The organism is Flavobacterium sp. TC780, from assembly GCF_056783245.1.
In genome coordinates this window covers 25,745-48,129 of the sequence record NZ_JBXBAV010000086.1, presented here as the reverse complement: position 1 = coordinate 48,129, position 22,385 = coordinate 25,745, and the positions used below count along the sequence as shown (strand labels likewise).

At 31.5% G+C, this 22,385-nt stretch carries 22 protein-coding genes and 2 pseudogenes; 13 read left to right on the top strand and 11 right to left on the bottom strand.

Annotated elements, in window-relative coordinates; genetic code table 11:
• Positions 1-104 precede the first annotated feature (104 nt).
• Together AC1RYN_RS08595 and AC1RYN_RS08590 are read left to right on the top strand one after the other, a co-directional pair.
• A complete protein-coding gene (locus AC1RYN_RS08595) occupies positions 105-386 on the top strand; it encodes a hypothetical protein (protein ID WP_481806641.1) in 282 nt (93 codons plus the stop codon).
• A 745-nt stretch (positions 387-1,131) separates the two neighbouring features.
• Positions 1,132-1,290, top strand: coding sequence for a hypothetical protein (locus tag AC1RYN_RS08590; RefSeq protein ID WP_481806640.1), 159 nt, complete (start codon positions 1,132-1,134; stop codon positions 1,288-1,290).
• A gap of 64 nt (positions 1,291-1,354) precedes the next feature.
• On the opposite strand, the pseudogene aat reads toward AC1RYN_RS08590, so the two are convergent.
• From aat to AC1RYN_RS08575, 3 genes and pseudogenes are all read right to left on the bottom strand, one after another.
• Positions 1,355-2,027 (bottom strand): annotated as a pseudogene (gene aat / locus AC1RYN_RS08585) (leucyl/phenylalanyl-tRNA--protein transferase).
• A 75-nt stretch (positions 2,028-2,102) separates the two neighbouring features.
• A complete protein-coding gene (locus AC1RYN_RS08580; RefSeq protein WP_129540778.1) occupies positions 2,103-2,471 on the bottom strand; it encodes a DUF3127 domain-containing protein in 369 nt (122 codons plus the stop codon).
• A 23-nt stretch (positions 2,472-2,494) separates the two neighbouring features.
• Positions 2,495-3,379, bottom strand: coding sequence for a flavin reductase family protein (locus tag AC1RYN_RS08575; protein ID WP_481806639.1), 885 nt, complete (start codon positions 3,377-3,379; stop codon positions 2,495-2,497).
• 158 nt (positions 3,380-3,537) lie between these two features.
• Between AC1RYN_RS08575 and AC1RYN_RS08570 the strand changes: the two genes are divergently transcribed.
• Positions 3,538-4,692: a sensor histidine kinase gene (locus AC1RYN_RS08570; RefSeq protein WP_481806638.1), complete on the top strand. Its 1,155-nt coding sequence runs from the start codon at positions 3,538-3,540 to the stop codon at positions 4,690-4,692.
• A 69-nt stretch (positions 4,693-4,761) separates the two neighbouring features.
• Here the strand turns inward: AC1RYN_RS08570 and AC1RYN_RS08565 are convergent, their stop codons facing one another.
• Both AC1RYN_RS08565 and greA read right to left on the bottom strand, forming a co-directional pair.
• On the bottom strand, positions 4,762-5,151 hold the full coding sequence (locus tag AC1RYN_RS08565) for an HIT family protein (protein WP_481806637.1): 390 nt from the start codon (positions 5,149-5,151) through the stop codon (positions 4,762-4,764).
• A 69-nt stretch (positions 5,152-5,220) separates the two neighbouring features.
• Positions 5,221-5,697, bottom strand: coding sequence for a transcription elongation factor GreA (gene greA, locus AC1RYN_RS08560; protein WP_481806636.1), 477 nt, complete (start codon positions 5,695-5,697; stop codon positions 5,221-5,223).
• Positions 5,698-5,852: 155 nt separating this feature from the next.
• Here greA and AC1RYN_RS08555 point away from each other — a divergent pair, with 155 nt between their 5' ends.
• Positions 5,853-6,269: a Rieske (2Fe-2S) protein gene (locus tag AC1RYN_RS08555; RefSeq protein ID WP_481806635.1), complete on the top strand. Its 417-nt coding sequence runs from the start codon at positions 5,853-5,855 to the stop codon at positions 6,267-6,269.
• Between the two features lie 58 nt (positions 6,270-6,327).
• Here AC1RYN_RS08555 and AC1RYN_RS08550 read toward each other — a convergent pair whose 3' ends face one another.
• From AC1RYN_RS08550 to AC1RYN_RS08530, 5 genes and pseudogenes are all read right to left on the bottom strand, one after another.
• Positions 6,328-8,520 carry a TonB-dependent receptor gene (locus AC1RYN_RS08550; RefSeq protein ID WP_481806634.1) on the bottom strand — a complete coding sequence of 731 codons (2,193 nt, stop codon included), beginning with the start codon at positions 8,518-8,520 and terminating at the stop codon, positions 6,328-6,330.
• 259 nt (positions 8,521-8,779) lie between these two features.
• Entirely contained in the window at positions 8,780-9,184 is a 405-nt protein-coding gene (gene arfB, locus AC1RYN_RS08545) for an alternative ribosome rescue aminoacyl-tRNA hydrolase ArfB (RefSeq protein ID WP_481806633.1), read from the bottom strand.
• Positions 9,184-11,292, bottom strand: coding sequence for a DUF4301 family protein (locus AC1RYN_RS08540; RefSeq protein ID WP_481806632.1), 2,109 nt, complete (start codon positions 11,290-11,292; stop codon positions 9,184-9,186). Before AC1RYN_RS08540 ends, arfB begins: the two co-directional genes overlap by 1 nt.
• Positions 11,253-11,876: a nicotinamide riboside transporter PnuC gene (pnuC, locus tag AC1RYN_RS08535; RefSeq protein WP_481806631.1), complete on the bottom strand. Its 624-nt coding sequence runs from the start codon at positions 11,874-11,876 to the stop codon at positions 11,253-11,255. Before pnuC ends, AC1RYN_RS08540 begins: the two co-directional genes overlap by 40 nt.
• A gap of 33 nt (positions 11,877-11,909) precedes the next feature.
• Positions 11,910-12,639: pseudogene (locus AC1RYN_RS08530) on the bottom strand (phosphoglycerol geranylgeranyltransferase).
• A gap of 95 nt (positions 12,640-12,734) precedes the next feature.
• Here AC1RYN_RS08530 and AC1RYN_RS08525 point away from each other — a divergent pair.
• From AC1RYN_RS08525 to AC1RYN_RS08515, 3 genes are all read left to right on the top strand, one after another.
• Positions 12,735-13,331: a Crp/Fnr family transcriptional regulator gene (locus AC1RYN_RS08525; RefSeq protein WP_481806630.1), complete on the top strand. Its 597-nt coding sequence runs from the start codon at positions 12,735-12,737 to the stop codon at positions 13,329-13,331.
• A 75-nt stretch (positions 13,332-13,406) separates the two neighbouring features.
• Positions 13,407-13,688: a hypothetical protein gene (locus AC1RYN_RS08520; RefSeq protein ID WP_481806629.1), complete on the top strand. Its 282-nt coding sequence runs from the start codon at positions 13,407-13,409 to the stop codon at positions 13,686-13,688.
• A 2-nt stretch (positions 13,689-13,690) separates the two neighbouring features.
• The gene (locus AC1RYN_RS08515) at positions 13,691-14,080 is read left to right on the top strand and encodes a group III truncated hemoglobin (RefSeq protein ID WP_481806628.1); all 390 of its coding nucleotides are present in this window, start codon (positions 13,691-13,693) and stop codon (positions 14,078-14,080) included.
• Positions 14,081-14,349: 269 nt separating this feature from the next.
• Here the strand turns inward: AC1RYN_RS08515 and AC1RYN_RS08510 are convergent, their stop codons facing one another.
• Positions 14,350-14,982: a 4'-phosphopantetheinyl transferase family protein gene (locus AC1RYN_RS08510; protein ID WP_481806627.1), complete on the bottom strand. Its 633-nt coding sequence runs from the start codon at positions 14,980-14,982 to the stop codon at positions 14,350-14,352.
• 544 nt (positions 14,983-15,526) lie between these two features.
• Between AC1RYN_RS08510 and ahcY the strand changes: the two genes are divergently transcribed.
• The 6 genes from ahcY (at position 15,527) to AC1RYN_RS08480 (ending at position 22,380) form a co-directional block, all read left to right on the top strand.
• Positions 15,527-16,843 (top strand): adenosylhomocysteinase, encoded by a 1,317-nt coding sequence (ahcY, locus tag AC1RYN_RS08505; protein ID WP_129540764.1) that lies wholly within the window; start codon positions 15,527-15,529, stop codon positions 16,841-16,843.
• A 181-nt stretch (positions 16,844-17,024) separates the two neighbouring features.
• Complete coding sequence (locus AC1RYN_RS08500; RefSeq protein ID WP_481806626.1) at positions 17,025-19,331, top strand: patatin-like phospholipase family protein; 2,307 nt, start codon at positions 17,025-17,027, stop codon at positions 19,329-19,331.
• 368 nt (positions 19,332-19,699) lie between these two features.
• Positions 19,700-20,110 (top strand): hypothetical protein, encoded by a 411-nt coding sequence (locus tag AC1RYN_RS08495; protein ID WP_481806625.1) that lies wholly within the window; start codon positions 19,700-19,702, stop codon positions 20,108-20,110.
• A gap of 238 nt (positions 20,111-20,348) precedes the next feature.
• Complete coding sequence (locus tag AC1RYN_RS08490) at positions 20,349-20,633, top strand: hypothetical protein (protein ID WP_481806624.1); 285 nt, start codon at positions 20,349-20,351, stop codon at positions 20,631-20,633.
• Positions 20,634-20,642: 9 nt separating this feature from the next.
• Entirely contained in the window at positions 20,643-21,278 is a 636-nt protein-coding gene (locus tag AC1RYN_RS08485; protein WP_481806623.1) for a hypothetical protein, read from the top strand.
• 10 nt (positions 21,279-21,288) lie between these two features.
• Complete coding sequence (locus AC1RYN_RS08480) at positions 21,289-22,380, top strand: WG repeat-containing protein (protein WP_481806622.1); 1,092 nt, start codon at positions 21,289-21,291, stop codon at positions 22,378-22,380.
• The last annotated feature ends 5 nt before the right edge of the window (positions 22,381-22,385 follow it).

Sequence of the window (22,385 nt, the reverse complement as noted above, 5' to 3'; positions counted from 1 at the left end):
TATAATGGAATGAAAAATCAAAGTATCACATAAAATTACAATTTACACAGCATCTAATTTACCTGCTTATAAGCTTGAAAGAAATGCTACAAATATGGCTAATCTTGCAAAAGGTTCATTATTTCATTTATACATCCAAAGCATATAATTATATCAGCTATTATAATTCTCTTTATAGTTTTGCAGATGGTGTAAATGCTAAATCAACGTCATTAAAGTTTCGTATAAATTTAAAATTAAATGACTCAGCAATTACAACTGATGAAAAAATAAAAATCATAGATATATTTTTAAAAGAGAATATTGAAATTGACAAACAGTATAATTATAAGAAAGTAATCGAAACCAAAAAGATGACATCAAATATGGTTTTATATTTTTTATAAAGATGTTTTAGATTATCTTAAAATTAAATATCAATTTGCAGCTTCGACAGATAAATTTGACGAACAAATTTCATCAAAAAATGTTGTTGCTGAAGCTCTATCGGAAATTTTAATCTACATTCCCGAAACAAAAAAATATCTCGCGCCATTTGAATTCTGGATGCCTTATGGACAGCCAAGTGCTCTTTCTGTCAACAATGATGCTGTTTATTTTAATCAAGAACCTCGTAAGCAGGTTACATATGAGTTCAAGAAAATCGAAAATATTTTAAATCGAGTATGATAATATTACAGAAATAACTAGTAATATTACGATTGACGATGATATGGAAACGGTTTTAGTGAATAAAACAGTACATTTACTGGCTATCTTGCTTCTTATTTTAGATATATTGTCAAATATATTCCTCAAGATAAAATCAATGATTTTGTTAAAAACAATATTTTTAGTGATATTGATGTCGAAGTCCAGAAATATAATTTTGAGAATAAAGAATATAAAAATAATTATACTCCTGAAAAACCTTTTACTATCAACAGTGATGTAAAAGTAAAAGAATCATGGATAGAAAATGCAGGAAAAAATAACTTAATTACAATTGGAAAAGTTTTAGGAAAGCAAACCAGTTTATATCAGGAAATCAATAGAACAAACCCCAATCCGGCATTATCTTATCCAAAGAAAAATATAAACTATATCAATTTAAATATCCCAGCAGGTTTTAGCGTCAAAAATGTTGCTAATTTGACTTTTAACAAAGAGATTACAAACGATAACAAGGAAGTTATCGGTTTGTTTAAATCTAGCGCAAAAGTCGAAGGAAATACTGTAAAAATAACAGTCGAAGAATTTTATAATTTTACTTATTTAGAGAAGAAAAATATACTGAATATCGAGATTTAGTCAACGCTTTGTATGATTTTAATAATGCTTCATTGCTTTTGACTAAAGTCAATTAAATACTATTTTAAAATATAATCTGATTTTCAATGCTAAATCCTTCCATTATTTTAAAATTTCCATAAAGACTTACACGCTCAATTTCACGACAACCTAAACTTTCCAGATGTGGATTATAAACCTGACAGATCCAACAGTTTATAATTCTCCTTTTTTAATTGAGTCACTAAGGCAATAAAAGCAACTTTGGATGCATTTGATACTTTCGAGAACATAGTTTCTCCACAAAAAACATGTCCTATATCTACTCCATATAAGCCACCTACCAATTCATTATTTTCCCATACCTCAACTGATTTTGCAAAACCCATTTCATGAAGTTTACAATAGGCTTCGATCATGTTATTAGAAATCCATGTTCCATTTTGACCATCACGTTTAATCTTTTGGCAATTCGAAATTACGTCTCTAAAATTCTGGTTGAAAGTAACCTTAAAACTATTTCGATTAAGAATATTGCGCATACTTTTGGATACTATTAATTCATCCAAAAACAAAACCATTCTAGGATCAGGCGACCACCAAACTATAGGTTCTCCTTCATTAAACCAAGGAAAAATTCCGCTACGATAAGCCAATTGCAATCGCTCAGTAGATAAATCTCCTCCAATTGCCAAAACCCCATCATAATCCGCCTCTGATACTGGTGGAAAAAATAAAACTTCAGATAAATGATACATCTTTAAGTAAAATATAAAACCCGACAAATTTTAAAAATTGCCGGGTTTGTTTATTATAAAATCAAAACCTATTGATTAAAATGGTAAATCATCTGGTTCGTCTTCGTTTAAATTTGTTGCTGGAGCAAAAGCTTCTGCAGCAGGCATTGGAGGTGTTTGAGCTGGAGCAGCATCTAATCTTTCGATTCTCCATCCTTGAATACTATTAAAATATCTAGTTTCTCCTTGTGGGTTAACCCATTCTCTTCCTCTTAAGTTAATTGAAACTTTTACTGGATCTCCTGTTTTATAATTACTCAACAAATCGCATTTATCTTGAGTAAATTCGATCATGATATGTTGAGGATATTGCTCTTCTGTAGTAACTACAAGTTCTCTTTTCTTGAATGATGCACTAACTTGTTGTTCTGGATTAACAACTTTTACTTTTCCTGTAACTTCCATCTCCGTTTTTATTTAATTGTTATTTATTTTTTTATTTTTTTAGCTAAAAGTACTTTCCAAGCCGATATTACATCGTTTTCATTTAGATACTTTTTAGCTTCTTGGTGCACTTTAACCTCATCATCTGAACTCAATACACCTTTCACAGAAAAGTTTTCTTTCACAAATATACTAACTTCTTCTGTTGTAGGCAAGGCTTCAATATTCCCTAATTTACCTAAATCGTTCCCATCAAAAACAGAACTTACTTTTACAAAATCTGGCACAGCATCTACTCCTATTCCTAGGGTTGTAAGTGGCTTTTCAACTTCAAAAAGCCCTTGATTTGATCTTGAATACCAATTACTTCCTAAACGAGAAACCAAATCTATTTTATGCTGATCTATTGCTCCGTTTTCATCTAAAATTTCTTCATGAATATGAATTTTAACTACTTCACAAAGAATTAGATTTCCTGCTCCTCCTTCTGTTCCTAACGGAATAATTTGAGTTACTTTACATTCAAACTGTACAGGTGACTCTTTTACTCTGTATGGCTTTACAATATCTGATGGAATTTGTGTTAATCCCGATTTTATAAATTCATTAACTCCATCAGCATACTCTGTACTTGCTAACGATGTTTGTTGCACAATATCATAATTCACAACATTAATAACTACTTCACGTGTTGCTTCAGCATTTATTAAAGTATGTTTTATAGAATTATCACGTACTCTTCGAGATGGTGAAAAAACTAAAATTGGCGGATTGGCACTAAAAACATTAAAGAAACTAAATGGTGATAAATTCGGATTTCCGTCTTTATCTATAGTACTTGCAAAAGCAATCGGTCTTGGTCCAACCGCACTTTGTAAATAACCTTGCAATTTTGCAGTCGGAATTTCCTTTGGATCAATACTAATCATACTTTTATTTTTTCTAATCGTTTTTAGAAGACAACAAAAGTACATAAATCGTTTAAGTTTCAAAAGAAGTCTAATCATTTTAAAAATAAAAATCTTTGTATGGACACAAAATATATACTGTGTTTATTTCGTTATATTTATACCTCAAAATTTAATTTATGTTTTTTTCAGAAAGAAGAAATACAACCCGATGGATCATTATTTGCGCTTCCTTTTTGATTATTTCCTTAATTCTTTGGAATACTTATACCTTTTTTCAAATTTTTAAAAACGAAGAGCGGCTGAAAATGAATCTTTGGGCAAATGCCCAAAAAACATTGATTAATGCTGATGAGAATAGCGATGTTGAATTACCTCTACAGATATTTAGCAACAACACTTCAATTCCTATTATTTTAACCGAAAAAGACAGTATCATAAGTGCCGTAAATATTGATGAAACTATCATAAAGGATAAAGATAGAGCTACATCTTTTTTAAAAAAATTAAAACGGGAAAATGAAGCAATTGTAATCGAATATGCTCCAGGAAAGCATCAGGAACTTTATTATGGTAACTCTGAGCTACTAAATAAACTCAAGTATTATCCTATTGCGCTATTATTGATTATTTTCTTGTTTGGAGGGTTAGTATACAATTTTTACAAAAGCACAAAGATGGCTACCCAAAATAAACTCTGGGCAGGAATGGCTAAAGAAACGGCACATCAAATAGGAACTCCTTTATCGTCATTAATCGGCTGGGTTGAATTCTTAAAAACCGAAAATATTGACGAATCGATTACTTCTGAAATTGAGAAAGACATTGAACGCTTGCAAACTATTACAGATCGTTTCTCGAAGATAGGATCTACTCCTGTGCTTGAAAACAAAGATATTGTTCAAGAAACATTAAATACATATGATTATTTACAATCTCGTTTTTCTAAGCAAGTCAATTTCTCATGCCAGATGCCCGAAACTCCAATTATGGTTATGATTAATCCAATTCTTCATAGTTGGACGATCGAAAATTTAGTAAAAAATGCTATTGATGCTATGAAAGGAAAAGGTAATTTGACATTAAAAATTGAACAAGATGGAGATATAGTAAAAATAAATGTTTCGGATACTGGAATCGGAATTCCTAAAAACCAATTTAAAACTATATTTAAACCAGGATTTACTACCAAAAAAAGAGGCTGGGGTCTGGGCCTTTCATTAACAAAAAGAATTGTTGAAGAATATCATAGTGGGAAAATAAAAGTCTTACAATCTGAAGTAGGTAAAGGAACGATCATTCAACTGAATTACAAAGTAAATTCTCCTTCATAAAAAGAAAAAACCACAAACTCTTTTATTGAATTTGTGGTTTTATTTTATTTAAAACTTGCTATTTTTAGATTATAAATTTGCCTGAATACTCTTGGCTAAATCCTCAAACTCTTCTTTAGTAAGTGATACTTTATTATGGAAACGCATTTCATCCATTTCGTTAAGCGGGATTAAATGTACATGCGCATGTGGAACTTCAAGTCCTACTACCGCCATTCCTACTCTCTTACATGGAACCGTTTTTTCTAAAGCAATTGCAACTTTTTTAGAAAATTGCATTAAGCCAAGATATAGTTCATCATCCATGTCAAAAATCTTATCAATTTCTTGTTTCGGAATACATAGCGTATGTCCTTTGGCATTTGGATTTACATCTAAAAATGCCAAGAAATTAGCGTCTTCAGTAATTTTATAACTTGGAATTTCTCCGTTTACTATTTTGGTAAATATTGTTGACATTGTTTATTTGTTTAATCGTTTTTCCGTTTAACCGATTAAACAAATTAACGGTTAAACTTTAAAAAAAATTTAGTCTCTTGTGATTTCTAGTATTTCAAATTTCAAAACACCATTAGGAACGGTGATTTCGGCAATTTCACCAACTGATTTACCAAGCAATCCTTTCCCTATTGGAGAAGTTACTGATATTTTTCCTGTTTTTAAATCTGCTTCGCTTTCAGCAACAAGAGTATAGGTCATTTCCATACCGTTGCTTTGGTTTTTAATTTTCACATTAGAAAGCACCAATGCTTTAGAAACATCTAATTGGGACTCATCAATTAATCTAGCGTTCGAATACACTTCTTCCAATTTAGAAATTCGCATTTCAAGCAAGCCTTGAGCTTCTTTGGCTGCATCATATTCTGCGTTTTCAGATAAATCACCTTTATCTCTTGCTTCGGCTATATCTTGAGATGCCTTCGGACGCATTACACTTTTTAAGTGCTCCAATTCATCTTTTAACTTTTTTAATCCTTCTGCTGTATAATAAGATACTTTACTCATAACTTCATGGTTTATATAAATAGAAAAAATCCCATCGGGACGGGATTTCTTATTACAAAGATACTATTATTTTTAATAGTACATAATTATATGTTAATCATATAGATTTCAAATCTAATTAAATTATTTTTGTTACACTAATTCTTTTTACAATAATGAAAAAAATCTGGCTTTTACCCATGCTTATTTTCTTACTCCTATCTTGCAGCAATAGTCGCGAAAGAAGTAAGAATCCTAACATTCCAAATTATTCAGTAAACCTTACTGTAGATACAAACTTACCTTTGTATAGTAATCTGAAATTTATTAGCAATCCTGTATTCATTCCGAACTATGGTGCAAAAGGATTAATAATAATGAAAACAGGTGAAGGAACCTACAATGTTTTTGATGCCGCTTGTCCAAATCAGTCCATATCATCTTGTAAAGCCATGACTATTGATGGCATAATGGCTGTTTGTTCCTGTGATAAAAGCTCTTATAATCTATACACAGGATTAGGTGATAAAGAGTATCCCATGAAACAATATCGCATTGATGCGGCTGGAAATATATTACGTATCTATAACTAAAATTTAAAAGCCTAAAAAAGAAATTTTTCAGGCTTTTTAAATATAAAACTAAATTGGCTTAAAACTTAAGTGTTAAGCCTGCTAAGAAATTAATTCCTGCTTGTGGATAATAAGATGGATAAATATCCCACATCGCTCCGTTTGAAACATATTTTTTATCTAGAATATTATTTACTAAACCAGTAATTGTTATTGATTTAAATATTGATTTAGGCTTAATTTCATAAGAAACATTAAAATCGTTTACAAAATAATCGGCTAGTTTAGCTTCTCGCAATTCTATATTGTTCATGTATTGTTCTCCAACAAATTTCTGCAATAATGAAACATGCAAACTCTTAATCGGGCTATAAACAATAATATTCCCTGCAATTACAGATGGAGAATAAGCAATATCTGTTGTTCCATAATTTTGTCCCTCAACAGCTAAATCAACATTTTTATTACTGCTTAATGTAAAGTTTGGTCGAAGTAAGATTTTTTCAGACAATTTAATCGTCGCATCAACCTCCAATCCTAAACGGTAACTTTTATCAGTATTAGAGCGTATTGGCGCACCAACATCATCTAATCTTCCTGTTAGAATCAATTGATCTTTGTATGCCATATAATAAACATTCGAACTCAATTGGAATTTCTCTGAATTGAATCTCCAACCTAATTCAAAATCATTTAATTTCTCTGGCTTGACATTTCCTCCTTCGTAATCGGTTCTATTTGGCTCTCGGTTAGCTCTTGCATACGAAAAATACAAAGTGCTATTTTCATTGAGTTCATAGTTCAAGCCCGCTTTGGGATTAAAGAAATTAAAAGTATCATCTACTACACCCGTTTCATGACTGTTGGCTTTATAAGTAACTCGTCTGTATTGTAAATCTCCGTAAAAACTTAATTTTTCTGTAACTTGATAATTGGCTTTCGCAAAAATATTTCCATCAGTCTTAGCGGAATAATCGTCATAATAATGATCTCCTAACTCAACCTTTCCCATATTTCGTGCCCAGATTACTTTTCCGAAATGATCCCCTTCGTACTTATTCCAGCCTCCACCCAAAATAATATCTAACTTCTCCTCTTTATATTTTGCCGAAAAAGTGGTTCCGTAAAAATCATTATCTAACCATTTCTGACGAATTAAATCTGTTCCTGGAACTAATTCTCCTTTATCATTTTCAACCATTTTAGTAGGCTCAATTCCTCCATAACCTTCAACAGGCGTATCGTATTTATAATTCTCATAATAGCCTAATCCTTTTGTATAATGAAATGCTAAATTAGTACTCCATTTATCAGAAATAGATTCATTCCAATGCAACTGGTAATGGTCTTGCTTGTAATTATCAGTTTCATTATCATAAAAGCGAGTATTTCCTAGTGCATCTTTATACTTTCCCGCAGAATTGTAAGTTCTATCTGTATTTAGTTTTTCAGCATCAATTCCGTTCCAAGATTGATATGTTCTTTGATTTCCTCCAAATACCAATGCTTTAATTAAAGTCTTTTTACCTACATAAGTTCCTTGTAGAAAATAGGATTTTAGATCTGAACTTGCTCTATCCACATAACCATCCGATTTTATTACAGACAAACGTCCTGCGATTTCAAAATGATCATTTAATAGACCAGTGCTAAACTTTACATTATGTTTATGAGAATTGAAACTACCAAAAGAATTTGAGATTTCACCATTTCCTTTTGAAGCGTAATTGTCAGTCAGCATATTTAAGCTAGCTCCAAAGGCTCCTGAACCATTTGTAGAAGTCCCAACGCCCCGCTGTAATTGCAAACTCTCTACAGAAGAAGCAAAATCGGGCATATTGACCCAAAATGTACCTTGGCTTTCGGAATCATTATACGGAATCCCATTGATCGTAACATTAACTCTCGTTGCATCGCTACCACGCACTCTAATTCCGGTATATCCCATACCATTTCCTGCATCAGAAGTAGTAACTACTGAGGGCAAATAATTCATTAAAATTGGAATATCTTGACCTAAATTTCTGAATTTGATTTCTTTTTTATCCATATTACTAAAAGAAACAGGTGTTTTTGTAGTAACACGAACCGCAGAAACCAACACATCATCAAGCTTATTGACTTTGGTAGTATCTTGTACTTGTGCGAAAGAGAATAGAGAATAGAAGAAAGAAAACAGAAGAAAGGAAATAAATTTTCGGTTCAACTTTAAACCTTTGTGCCTTTGTACCTTTGTACCTATAAAAGTACCTTTTTGAAAAATAGTTTTCATCCGTAAAAAAATTACGAATAAAAGGGGGAATTATTCTTTTGTTAAATTAATAAATGATTGTTCCATGACAAAATATAGCATGTACGCCAACAATTGTCATTTTTTCCCTTAGCAACATTACTTGCTCAGGTTCTTTGGGTATGATCTCAGCTCGTTATTTAGAGCACCCCTTTGAGACGTCGCAAAAGTAGAAAAGATTTTTAGATATTTTGACTGTTTGTCTATTTGATTTTTTAAATTAATTAAAATAAAAAAAACACTAATCTAAATTTGGTTTTTTTCGGGATTGCTTAATCTCTGAAACATTTTTTTTATCCTTAATTCGCTTACGAATTACAGATTTAGGAATCTTTGTAGCTTTTCGAGGTTTCTGAATTATTAATGCATTTTTAATCAATTCTAAAAACCGTTTTGTTACAATACTTTTATTTTTTAATTGACTTCTATCCTCATCGCAGGTTAAAATTAAAATCACATCTAATGTCAGTCTTGTCGCCAGTTTTATTTCTAAAAGTGTTTTTTCTTCGTCTGATAAAGCTTGTGAATTTCTCAAATCAAAAGTCAAAACCACCTTTGAGGATACTTTATTCACATTCTGACCACCCGCACCACTACTACGAACAGCCTTATAAGATAGTTCTGTAACAATTTTTTCTATTTCCATTATTGTGGTTGGTGTGCTGGTTTTAGTAAGTCATTCACTGTTTTTACAGGGTTAAAAGTAATTATTGGAACTGCCACAAAAACGGTTAGCCAATTTGCCATTGCTCCGTTCCATAACCCTGGTAATTCATATCCTTTTACAGTATTCGTTCCTATACTTTTCTCTACAATAAAACCTGATTTTTTATTAACGAATTGCTTTAAATCAAATTTTTCGTTTTTATAATTTTTCGTTCCACAAACCAAATCAACTGGATTAAAATGAGTTGCATTAGCTAAAATTGCAATTTGATTTTTATCTGTTAAATCCACTTGTGATGTTTCAACAATTTGAAGCGATACTACTCCTTCTTCATCCTGAACCCAAAATGGTCCTCCTCCCGGTTCTCCTTCATTCTTAACCATTCCACATACGCGAATTGGTCTATCTAATGCTTCTTTTATTTTATCTATTTTACTCTCTAAAGTTAGATTTTCAAAATCTATTTCTAAATTAAGATTTTCCTTTAAAAATAGCGTAGCCTCAGCGATCTTATCTTCTGTAATTTTCTGATTTTCGATTTCCTTCAAGTAACCAAAAATCTTATTCTGTAATTCTATTAATATGCCTGCTAATCCTTTTTTATACAGAGAAATTTTCTGTATATGATTCTGAATTACATTATCTATATTCTTAATAAAAATAATATCTGCATCAAGATTATTTAAATTTTCAATTAAGGCACCATGCCCTCCTGGTCTAAAAATCAATTTTCCATCTTCAGTTCTAACTGGTTTATTTTCTAAATCGACAGTAATTGAATCTGTACTTTTATTTTGATAAGAATAACTAATATTTATTTTTGTTCCTGACTCTTCCTCTAATTTTTCTTTAACTGCATCAACACATTCTTCAAATTGACTCTGATGTATTTCTGAGACTGTAAAATGTAAATTTGATACAGAATTTGAGCTAACATAATGAGCACATTCGTGCAAATGCTCTTCTATGGGATTTGCAATATGTGTTTTATATTGATGAAATGGTAAAACTGCTTTTGGCTTATTTGCAAAGTCAAAATAATCCGAAGCCAATAGCATTTTTATAAAATAATAATTTTTATAATCTATACTTAGAGAATCAAAATCCGAGTATACTTCTTTTAATTTTTTATCCACACTTTCAAAGAAAGGAAACTTATCCATCCCTATAATAAAAAGAGACAATTGACTTTCTTTTTTTCTATTGATATAAGCATTAATACTTTCTTTTTCAATATTAAAATCTTTTAAGAAAGCACTCAAAAACTTAAACATTCTACTCGCTGCCCCTGATGCTGGAACGAATTTTTTTAATTTTAAATTTGATTTATTAACATCGAATAAAATAGCTTTTGTTTCAAATTCTACTTCTGACAGACTTAAAATTCCATTCGAAACTGTTGCTGGACTTATTAGACGGCTTTTATTAATTCCATTTTTAAAAACCTGTAATTGTTCCTTTATCTTTTCAAAGCAAATTCCGTGCTCATAGATTTGTACAAAATCTGCCGAAGAAAACCCTAATTCTTTAGCAAGTACTAAATTATTGATGATTTCTACCGCTTTTGCCAAACGTGATTTTTTATTTCCTGAAAGAGTTATATAAGCTTTATTAGTTTCTATTAATGTATTTTTAAAAACCGAAAAAACTGATTCTCTTTCATTAGGACTATCTCTTATATCGTCTTTTTCCCAAGGCACATCGATATCAGTAAGAAAAAATAAATCATATTCGTGCTCTAATGCTGCTTCGTTTAACAATGGATTACAATAATCGTAATACATCTCCGAGAACACCTTGGTTACCATAAGATTAGTATCACAAAATAAAAACTTTTTTGCTAAAGCTAACTTATCGTTTTCTAATTTGGTTTGCCCATAAGCAATTGGCATCATATCTTCTACTACACAAATATGCTGATTTTCTTCCCATTTTTCCTGAAGATAATCACGTGCAAATTCAGGCACCCACTCTGTTTCATAATACGAAGCAAGTTGCTGAGCTAAAGTTGTTTTACCGGTACTTTCTGGACCAAACAAAGCAAATTTTAATATTCTTGTATCTTGTTGTTTAAGATTTTCTTCCATTCTAAATAAGCTGAAATAGCCAAAATTGTAAAAATTAAATATTGGAACGATAACATTCCTAACCCACGATATGCATACAAAGGCACTACAATAATGTCGCCAATAATCCAAAGTGTCCAATTCTCTATCTTTTTCTTTGCCATATACCACATTCCAGTAAAGAATATACCTGAGGCTAAAATATCGACATAGTTATCTTTATGTAACTCGTAATCAAAAAATTTATAGATTCCGAAAACTACAAAAATCGTAATACAAAACAAGACAACTCCTATTAACTTTTCTTTATTATTTGTACGCGTAATAGGCAAATTATCTTCCTGACCAGTTCCTTTTGACCAATTATACCAGCCATAAACACTCATAATCGAGAAATACCCATTAATCATCATATCTCCTAAATAGCCTGCAATATAAAGCAAATAAACAGAAATAATTGTAGCAATTAATCCTGTAGGATATACCCAGATATTCTCTTTTTTAGCAAACCAAACACTTAAAATCCCAAACACAAAAACAAGAAACTCGAGTCCTATATGCCAAAGTGGAACATTTTTATACGCATTAAGAAAAAAATCAATCATTGAGTTTGTTTACTTTCATTTATAATACCTTACTTATGATTCAAAAAAATGAATATTATTTTCAAAAGCTGTCCCTATGACAACTACATCAGCTCCCACTTCATAAGCTTTTTGAATTTGTGACAAAGCTACAATTCCACCTCCAACAATTATAGGAATATGTACATTTTGAGAAATCAACTGTATCATTTCTAACGGAACGGACTGTTTTGCTCCACTTCCTGCTTCTAAATAAATTAATTTATTCCCTAACATTTCTCCTGCTTGTGCTGTTGCTAGTGCTAAATCAAGATTTGTTCTATCTAATGGCTTAGTCTTACTTACTCTCGCAACTGCTGTTTCGTTTCCGCTCTCGATTAAAAGGTAGCCTGTTGGAATAATTTCCAAATTCATTTTTTTTAAAATCGGAGCTGCCTGAACCTGATACTCTATTAAATAATCTGGATTTCGACCTGATAACAACGACAAAAATAAAATTGCATCAGCTTGACCTGAAATTTGCGATGGATCACCTGGGAAAATTATAATTGGCAAGTTCGTTTTTAATTTTAATTGAAAAACTAAATCTTCTAAAATGGTACTTTCAACTAAACTCCCTCCTACGAAAATATGTGTAGCTGGAGATTGGTTTATTTTTAGTAACAAATTATCAAGATTTTGCCAATTTATTTTATCTGGATCCAAAAAGAATCGCTAATAATTTTCGATTCTCGACTTTGGCTAATCGTATTTGTTTGTATATGTCTTGTACTTTTTGTTCCATAACGAGTGTAAAAGTAAAAGTTTTTTAATGCAAGAGAACTATTTTGAATCAATTATATTTGTGTATTCGCTTTCACTAAAGAGAGAAACAAATTTATGATTAATATCGAATTGCTTGAGAAATATGGTGCAACACAAAAATCTTATACAAAAGCAACTTCTATTTTTAAAGAAGGAAAATTGCCTACGCATTATTATCAAATTCTTTCGGGTGAAGTAAAAATGAACAATTATAATGATGATGGTCGAGAATTCATTCAAGGGATCTTCTACAAAGATCAATCGTTTGGCGAACCTCCTTTATTCTTAAATCAAAATTATCCTGCTAGTGCTGTTGTTGTAGAAGATGCCGAAATTCTTTGTGTACCTAAGGAAAGTTTCATGAGATTATTGAATGAGAATCCTGCAATAAGCATCAAAATCATCCAAAACTTAGCGCAACGATTGTATTACAAATCAGTAATGGCTGCTGAAATATCTACTCATGAGCCAGAACATCGTGTATTGCGATTGATAGATTATGCGATTGCCAATTTTAATTTTAAGAAAGATACTAATGGCTACCTCATCAATTTTACTAGGCAACAAATTGGAGATTTATCTGGACTTCGAGTTGAAACCGTTATACGTGCTATAAAATCACTGGAGAAAAAAGGTGAATTAAAAATCATAAATAGAAAAGTGTATCGCTAATTATTCCTTTATGATTTGAGTCATAAATACGAATAGTGTGATGAATGTAATTTTGTTATTATAAAATTATATATCATGACACTTTATAACTCAACATTCAAAAATTTTAATAAAAGCTACATCGGTTCTGCAACTATGGCAATAATTGGACAAAGCTGTCTTGGCGCTGCTGCAGCAATGTTTATCCTTGCTAATGGAACCTCCCTAACACAAATGATCCAACTTGGTGTAATTGTATTTGCAAATATTATTGCAAATACTTCTATTTTAGCACAAATGAGCCATAAAACGGTTTTTAACCTAATCATAACAAGTGTCTTTTTTAGTATCTTGTTTATTATTATAAATAACATCTAGTTATGAAAAAACAAATAGAAAATAGAGAAGACATTTCACTTCTAGTAAATACTTTCTATACAAAAATAAGAGCCAATACTGAAATTGGCTCTTATTTCAATGATATGATTAAGGATTGGGATGAGCATCTGGAAAAACTGATCGATTTTTGGGAAATGAACTTATTTGCTATCAAAAAATACAAAGGAAATCCCATTGAAGCTCATAATAAAGTTGATGCTTATTTTAACCATCAGATTTCATCTCATGAATTTGGGATTTGGCTAAATATTTGGTTTGAGACACTGGACGAACTTTTTGAAGGAGAACATATAGACACTCTTAAACGAAGAGCTCGAAAAATGAGTACCTTTCTTTATTTAAGTATGTTTGAAAATCGTCCGAAAACTTAGCCAATTATCACTCTAGGATTCTACGTGGGTTATTACGCTATGTTTCTCAAAGAAAGCACGAAGGGACACTAAGGCTTTATTAAAGTCGTAACTATTAATTTTTGTTTCAAGTTTAGCATTGTGACTAAAAATTGTTACTGTTATTTTTTGTTTCAAGTTTCAAGTTTAATATTGTGACTAAAAATTGTTACCGTTTTTTTTGTTTCAAGTTTAGTATTGTGTCTAAAAACTGCGACTGTTTTTACTAAAACTGAAAACTGCCACAAAAACTATTTCTCAAACGCATACACTAAAATAAAATCTTCAATTTCTTCGTAATACACATTAAAGTCTTTTGTTAAATCATCAAAATGGAGACTGGCTTGGGTTTTATTTTCTTTTAAAGAGAAAGAATTTACGCGAATGTGGTCTTTAAAACTGATTCCTTTTTCGTTTCGGATTTTAAAGATGGCTTCTTTTGCTCCCCAAATCACCGTGAGTTTTTTTATGTATTCTTCTAATATATCTGATTTTAAATATTCAAATTCTTTATCGACAAATTTATCGGCAATTCGGAGGATTTTTTCACGTTGTAATTCCATGTCGATTCCTACCGTTTCTTCACTGATTATGATTGCTGCAAAATTATGTGAATGTGTGATTGAGATATAATTATGACAACTTAAATACGGCTTTCCAAATTCGTCGTAATGTAAATCATGATCTGTAAATCCCATTTCCTGAATCAGCATACGTACACTTAAAAAAGCACGCTGATGCATTTGAGATTTCATTCCGTTTAACCTCAGTTGCGTTTTTTCTTTTAAAACTACTTTATCAAGCAACTCTTCGAAAGCTTCGGTTATCTTCCAAACTAAAATTTGTGTTGTGGGATTAAATTGTATTGTTTGATGTAAAGGCATCTTTTTTAATTACGAATTATGAGTTGTTAATTATTAATCGAGTATGTTATTAAAAACACTAAAATATAGCTATTGGGTGTAATTATCTCAACACATAGAGACATCGTTTAACAAAGCCTAAAAAAGGTGTTTCACTTAAAATAAATCACATATGACTATGCGAAAAAAAACATTTTTCTTGAATTTCCTTTGATTATGAATTCTAAATCTATGTCTCTATGTGTTAAATATCATTTTTACGAATTATACCCAACGGGTTAAAAAATATACTTTTCTTATTGTTACTATTAATGTTAGTACTTTTTTCCAGCCCTGATGGCAACGGCATCCTATTGTGGCGGGGTTCGCCGCAATAGATATAGTGAACAGCAGGAAATAGCTTCGAATAAAAATAATTTAGCTAATATTCAAAAGATTAAGCAATTAAACATTTCACAAATCTTTTAGAAATTAGTTAAATTATAAAGTTATTACGTAAATTTGCAAAAATTTTACGCCCGAGCCTAGAAGGCGAACGGACAAAGTAATTACAAATATACTATAAATGAGTACTACAACTACGCCTTTTGTGGCTTTCAAAGTAAAAGACATTTCTCTAGCGGCTTGGGGAAGAAAAGAAATTGAACTAGCTGAAGCTGAGATGCCAGGTTTAATGGCGCTTCGTGCTGAATATAAAAATGAGCAACCTCTTAAAGGTGCTCGTATTGCAGGATGTTTGCATATGACTATCCAAACTGCAGTTTTAATCGAAACTTTAATTGCTCTTGGTGCTGAGGTTACTTGGTCTTCTTGTAACATTTTCTCTACTCAAGATCAAGCTGCTGCTGCTATTGCTGCTGCTGGAATTCAAGTTTATGCTTGGAAAGGTCTTGATGAGCAATCATTTGACTGGTGTATTGAGCAAACTTTATTCTTTGGTGAAGATAGAAAACCATTGAACATGATTCTTGATGATGGTGGAGATTTAACTAATATGGTTATTGACCGTTTCCCAGAATTGGTTCCTGGAATCAAAGGTTTATCTGAAGAAACTACAACTGGTGTTCACAGACTTTACGAAAGAGTAAAAGCGGGAACTTTACCAATGCCTGCAATCAACATTAACGACTCGGTTACTAAATCTAAATTTGATAACAAATACGGTTGTAAAGAATCTGCTGTTGATGCTGTGCGTCGTGCAACGGATTTAATGCTTGCTGGAAAAAGAGTTATCGTTTGTGGATACGGTGATGTTGGAAAAGGAACTGCTGCTTCTTTTAGAGGTGCTGGATCTATTGTAACTGTTACTGAAATTGACCCAATTTGTGCTTTACAGGCTGCAATGGACGGTTATGAAGTTAAAAAATTAAATACTGTAATTGCTAATGCTGATATCATCATTACTACTACAGGAAATAAAGATATCGTTCTTGGTGAGCACTTCGAACAAATGAAAGACAAAACTGTTGTTTGTAACATCGGACACTTTGATAACGAAATTGATATGGCTTGGTTGAACAAAAACCACGGTGCATCAAAAATCGAAATTAAACCTCAGGTTGACAAATATACTATCGCTGGAAAAGATATCATCATTCTTGCTGAAGGCCGTTTAGTTAATCTTGGTTGTGCTACAGGTCACCCAAGTTTTGTAATGAGTAACTCATTTACAAACCAAACTTTAGCTCAAATGGAATTATGGAATAACAGCGCTGCTTATAACAATGACGTTTATATGTTACCTAAACATTTAGATGAAAAAGTTGCTGCTTTACACTTAGCTAAATTAGGAGTTGAATTGGAAACTTTACGTGACGATCAAGCTGCTTATATTGGTGTTCCAGTTGAAGGTCCATTTAAACCAGAATACTACAGATACTAGTAAATTTTAGATTTATCTATTACATATTTGAAACCCTTGCAGTAATGCGAGGGTTTTTACTTTATACCTTATTCTTAAAATAAGTAAATCGTTTATTTTTATGCACAAAAAAATTTCTTCCAAAAAAATTATACCTTTATAGAATAAGTCCCAATTTCTCAAATACATAAACGTTGTACTCTTGAAAAAAACATCTTTTTTATTCGTCTTCTTATTTTTACTTACTCTCCCACAAATTATTTTTTCTCAGGAAAAGAAACCTAAAGTCGTTTTAGTTTTAAGTGGTGGTGGTGCAAAAGGGATTGCACACATTCCGCTTTTACAAAAACTAGATTCTTTACACATCGTTCCCGATCTTATTGTTGGAAATAGTATGGGAAGTATTATTGGAGGTTTGTATTCGATGGGATATTCTGGTGATAGTATCGAAAAATTAACCCGAAATATTAATTGGGATAAATTATTTGGCGGAGGCCAGTCGTTGAGATCTGCAAGCGTAGAGGAAAAAAGAGAATTCCAGAGATATTTAGTGGGCATAGGAGTTAAAGATAAAAAACTAAATAGCGTTGGCTCACTTTTAAATGATCAAAATTTAAGAGAATATCTCTCAGAATTAACCTATCCTGTCTATAATATTAAAGATTTTGACAGCCTACCCATACCCTTTAGAGCCATGGCTACCGATTTGTCCGAAGGAAAAGAGGTTATTCTAAGCAAAGGCAATTTAGCGTATGCAATGAGAGCGAGCATGTCATTACCAGGTATTTTCAAGCCTATGCCATATGGAAAAACGGTATTAGTCGACGGAGGAGTATTAAATAATTTCCCAACAGATGTCGCCAAACAAATGGGGGCTGACATTATTATTGGTAGTGATGTAGGAGGCGGATTGGAACCGATAGACAAACTGAACAATCTTATAACTATATTGACTCAAACCAGTATGTTTCCGAGTAATATTAAGAACCCAGCAAACCGAAAGCTCTGCAATATCTTAGTAGATCACCTACCAAACTTACGTTTTTCTACTGCAGATTTTTCTGTTAGCGAAGAAATCTATAAAGATGGTAAAATTGCAACAGCAGAAAACCTTCCAGCTCTAATTGCATTATCCGAAAAATTAAAAGGATACACACAACGAACTCACGAATTACCAAACATACCTGCAGAATTCATTCTTGACACTATTGTTTACAAAAAAATCAGTCCAGAAAACCTTGCTCTGGTATTAGGAAGAATAAATCTCAAAACTAATGTAAAATATACTAACAAAGATTTAATAGCAGGCATTAACAGAGCAATGGGTACCAATCTTTTTGATGAGATTACGTACAGCTATTTCATCAAAGATGGCAACAAACTAGGAGTTACAATATTTGGTCATGAACGTGCCAAAAACCAACTAAACACATCGGTACATTATGACACTTACCGAGGCGTTGGGATCATTTTTAATTACACCGCCAGAAATGTTCTTGCCAGAGCATCTCGTCTTCTTGTAACAGTCGATATTGCTGAGCAACCAAAAGCACGAATTAATTTTCAGAAAAATTTTGGAAAAAACCGAGATTGGTGGTGGTCATCTGAACTTTATGGAGCCTTTTTAAGACAAGAAATTTATTTTGATGGCAAAGCTTCAGATAATGTACTTTATAATTCTCTTGAATTTAATAATGAAATCAACAGAAATTTAAATTCTCTTAAAAGCTATTTTGGTTATGGTTTGCACTATCAATACGCCAATTTAAAACCAAAATACGACATTAATTCAGTCGGCATCACAGATTACTCCTTAAACAGTATAGAATTAAACATGCACTATTCCTACAATGATATGGATAAAGTTTTTTTTGCTGAAAATGGAACAATTATAAAAGCAAATGTAACCCGGTCATTGTTAACAGATGCCTACATTTCCTTTAACGATCCTGATCAAACAAGCACATCTGGTGCAACCAATGGCTATACAAAATTTGGTTTCAGCTTTGAAAAAAGATTCCTCTTGAAAAAGAAAATTACAGGAATCATTGCGCTTGATTCTTATTTTATTTTTGAGGATAAACTAAAAGACAATCGAATCTCATTTTCGGATTATGGTTATGCTTCAAAATATTTCTTAGGAGGAAATATTCCAAGCTCTGGTAGTAATCGTTTTTCATTTCCCGGCCTACATGAAGACGAACTCAATGTTTCACAATATATGGGCTTAAAAATTGCTTCTCAAATAAATCTTATGGGAAAAATCTATCTAACTCCCCATTTTAATATCGCGACTGTTGGATTTGAATCTTTTGATAAATACATTAACAAGGCATTTAGCCCAAAAGGAAATTGGGATGATGGCTTCGACCCTAGCCTTGTAATATCTGGAGGAGCCTCTATTTCCTATCAATCCATTTTAGGCCCAATCCATTTTGATACTTCCTGGATAAATAATATCGACAAAGTGAGATTGTTTTTTAGTGTTGGCTTCTCATTCAATCCTTAAAAGAATATCATAAAATCGGATATCTTTTTCTACATCTAATCCCGATAGCTATCAGGACAGAAATCTAAAATATTTGGGCGTGCCATCATTAAATAAAAGAGCCGATGAGGATTACGTTCATTGGCTCTTTTATTTAATACTGTCGGGCTATCCGCGCTACTTTGGTAGCTTGCTCCTATCCCTCACGCAAACGCAAACGAACATAAAAATTGATTAAATATTCTACATATCTTTTGGAATTTAAGTATATTTTTGAAATCCAAAACCAAATTATGAGAACGCTACTTATTACATTGATTATAATTTCTTTACCTCTTTTTGTAAATGCACAAACCCATCATTTTATAACAGATACAGAAAAAACTAAAATGCTAAATGAAGCAAGAAATCAAGCAGAACAAAAACTACAACAACAAAATTCTTATATAGAACTTCCAAAAATACCTCTCTTCAAACCTCTTTCTAGAAATCGCATAGAAAATGCTGAAGCCAAATTAATAAAAGAAGAGCGAAAACTGAAAAAACTAGAAAATGAAGCACAGGAAAAAAAAGATGATTTAAAAACAAAACAAGAAAAATTACTAAATCTTGAAAATGCCTTGAAGAATACTAATGATTCTGATTATAAAAAAAACATAGAAAGAACCAAGGAGCAAATAGTTAAAGTTCAGAATGAACTAAACAAAGTCAAAATTTTGATAGAATCAAGATCTAAAAAAGTAGCAGACCTTGAAATAGCAATGGAAGAAGCTAAGTTTAAAAGAGAAGAAGATTATTAATAATATCTCAAACCCGATAAATTTTAAAAACCTATCGGGTTTTGTTTTTAACACAATTACAAGAGGTAATTCCTAGATTATATTTATATATTAGCTATGAAACATTATATAGGATAAAAAATGCTTTAAAATTAAATCCGGAATTAGTTGATGATCTCAACATAATGAACTTGACTATTTTAAAACCTCAGCCACTTATAATGTAAATAAATCCGACTAGATTAATTACGATTAGAATATGATTGAAAAAGTTATGTGTGAACAGCATGGATCAAAAGATATGTCTTTTACCTGTATTCATCTTGCAATGGCAATAGACCAAAAAGAAAAAGTAGGTTTCTTTTACTCAGAAGCAGAAGAAGATCTCCCGCAAATTGCTTGGTGCGGTTCATGCGAACAATGGCTACTCGATAATGGAGAAGAATGGAATGAAGCATTTGAAACCCTAGCCGATTTTAAAATACTATGCTCCGATTGTTATGACGAAGCTAAAGAAATTCAATTTAAAACTGATAAAATTTAATTTAAGAATATGATTTCTACAAAAGATTTTGGATTACTACCCAATAAAAAATCATTACAAAATATCTGCAAAGCAATTGCTGTTCTAGATGCAATTATTTGTCAAGAATGGGAATATCGTTATTATTTATACAACTCTAAATGGGCAGAAGATGAAGAATACTTTGGTATGAGAGATGGAGCTGGTGATTTAATGGACATTCTATTTCTTGAAAATCATTGTGTAATTAGTGGTTTTGCACACGAATTTCAGTATAATCAAAAAAGTGATTTGACTAAGAATCTACCTGAAATTTACAATCAATTTATTTTTGATGAACCAGTTGCCACAAACGGCACAACATTTTGTTTATGGACAAATGAAACCAAAAATTGGGAAGTTGGAGAAATTAAAGATTTCAACGATAATTCGGAAGACTTACTCGCTATTTTTGATGGCAATCCGCAAACATACATCAATTGGGCAAGTGAGTACTTTGATGAATCTTATAAAGAAACTGGGATTCCTTTAAAAACTGTAACCGAAATTTACCAAGGTAAAACACTAACAAAAGAAATGGTTTTATCTATTGTTGACGATATTGAAGACTGGGAATTACTAGAAGAAGATTTAAAAGAAATAAACTACGAATACAACTTTCAATAGATAAGTAACTATGAAATATATTCTATTCTATATATTCCTTTTTATCAACTGTACGTTATTTGCGCAAGACAAAGGCACTTGGGTTTCTTTCCCAAACAAAGACACTACTCTTATTGGATTTAAAGATAAAACTGGCGCTATAAAAATAGAACCAAAGTTTATGGGATTTACTTCTGCTAATAAATTTGATGACATTATTGCAGTTACTGAAGAGGCTAATAATAATTGGAAAAGTTATTACCTAACTAAATCTGGCAAAATAATTGGCCGCGATAGTTTATATGTTTTTGACAATGGCTCTGATTGCGAAAATGAAGGTTTCATCCGTTTTAGAGATCCTAAAACGGACAAAATGGGAATCTTTAATCGTAATGGCGAAATTATAATTCCTGCCGAATATAGCAGTTTAACAAGAGTACAAAACGGAATGGCCATTGTACTGAAAGATGCCAAAAAGATTAATGACACTCATGGAGGTGACTGCAATCATTTTGGCTGGGCTGGTGGCAAACAATATCTCATTAACACTAACAATACTGTTTTAATTGAAGATTTTGTATATAATGATGAACTGAATTTTTATTCTCTGCAGAAATCAAAAGAGCCCAGTAAAGATCCAATAAGAGAAAATTTATTAGGAGTGGATGGGCAATACTATTCGTTTATAAATTACGACAAAGAATTTAAGTCTTTCCTGAAAAACAACTTGCTCACCGATTTATCCAAAGACAATTTAGTCAAAAATTCCTATGAAGAAATCTTTTATTGGAAAGAACCAAACGGTTGGATTAGTGAAACGAATACAATATTTATAGATCGTAATTATAAACTAATAAAAAGCAAACTACTAGAACTTAAATCAGCTAACTGTGATTATACTATTTTTAATGAAAGTTTAAATCAATTTATCTATGATGGCACAAAATACGAACATTATTTTGACAATTGTAATCAAGCAAAAGAATGGATTTATCCAATAAAAAACATTGTCATTTCGCATCGAGATAAAAAAGACATGACTCAAGATCATTTTGAGTTTTTAAGAACTGAAAATGGTTATAAATTAATAAGTGTGACAATACGAAAAGGAGAGCTTAAATAGTTTTT

What these genes read in the sequence shown, in the direction of transcription:
- AC1RYN_RS08525 (WP_481806630.1), top strand. Translation starts at nt 12,735, where the DNA reads ATGATTAATATCGAATTGCTTGAGAAATATGGTGCAACACAAAAATCT.
- AC1RYN_RS08540 (WP_481806632.1), bottom strand. Translation starts at nt 11,292, where the DNA reads ATGGAAGAAAATCTTAAACAACAAGATACAAGAATATTAAAATTTGCT.
- AC1RYN_RS08575 (WP_481806639.1), bottom strand. Translation starts at nt 3,379, where the DNA reads ATGATTAGTATTGATCCAAAGGAAATTCCGACTGCAAAATTGCAAGGT.
- AC1RYN_RS08490 (WP_481806624.1), top strand. Translation starts at nt 20,349, where the DNA reads ATGATTGAAAAAGTTATGTGTGAACAGCATGGATCAAAAGATATGTCT.
- AC1RYN_RS08550 (WP_481806634.1), bottom strand. Translation starts at nt 8,520, where the DNA reads ATGAAAACTATTTTTCAAAAAGGTACTTTTATAGGTACAAAGGTACAA.
- AC1RYN_RS08480 (WP_481806622.1), top strand. Translation starts at nt 21,289, where the DNA reads ATGAAATATATTCTATTCTATATATTCCTTTTTATCAACTGTACGTTA.
- pnuC (WP_481806631.1), bottom strand. Translation starts at nt 11,876, where the DNA reads ATGATTGATTTTTTTCTTAATGCGTATAAAAATGTTCCACTTTGGCAT.
- ahcY (WP_129540764.1), top strand. Translation starts at nt 15,527, where the DNA reads ATGAGTACTACAACTACGCCTTTTGTGGCTTTCAAAGTAAAAGACATT.
- AC1RYN_RS08495 (WP_481806625.1), top strand. Translation starts at nt 19,700, where the DNA reads ATGCTAAATGAAGCAAGAAATCAAGCAGAACAAAAACTACAACAACAA.
- AC1RYN_RS08555 (WP_481806635.1), top strand. Translation starts at nt 5,853, where the DNA reads ATGAAAAAAATCTGGCTTTTACCCATGCTTATTTTCTTACTCCTATCT.
- AC1RYN_RS08515 (WP_481806628.1), top strand. Translation starts at nt 13,691, where the DNA reads ATGAAAAAACAAATAGAAAATAGAGAAGACATTTCACTTCTAGTAAAT.
- greA (WP_481806636.1), bottom strand. Translation starts at nt 5,697, where the DNA reads ATGAGTAAAGTATCTTATTATACAGCAGAAGGATTAAAAAAGTTAAAA.
- AC1RYN_RS08485 (WP_481806623.1), top strand. Translation starts at nt 20,643, where the DNA reads ATGATTTCTACAAAAGATTTTGGATTACTACCCAATAAAAAATCATTA.
- AC1RYN_RS08510 (WP_481806627.1), bottom strand. Translation starts at nt 14,982, where the DNA reads ATGCCTTTACATCAAACAATACAATTTAATCCCACAACACAAATTTTA.
- arfB (WP_481806633.1), bottom strand. Translation starts at nt 9,184, where the DNA reads ATGGAAATAGAAAAAATTGTTACAGAACTATCTTATAAGGCTGTTCGT.
- AC1RYN_RS08520 (WP_481806629.1), top strand. Translation starts at nt 13,407, where the DNA reads ATGACACTTTATAACTCAACATTCAAAAATTTTAATAAAAGCTACATC.
- AC1RYN_RS08570 (WP_481806638.1), top strand. Translation starts at nt 3,538, where the DNA reads ATGTTTTTTTCAGAAAGAAGAAATACAACCCGATGGATCATTATTTGC.
- AC1RYN_RS08580 (WP_129540778.1), bottom strand. Translation starts at nt 2,471, where the DNA reads ATGGAAGTTACAGGAAAAGTAAAAGTTGTTAATCCAGAACAACAAGTT.
- AC1RYN_RS08565 (WP_481806637.1), bottom strand. Translation starts at nt 5,151, where the DNA reads ATGTCAACAATATTTACCAAAATAGTAAACGGAGAAATTCCAAGTTAT.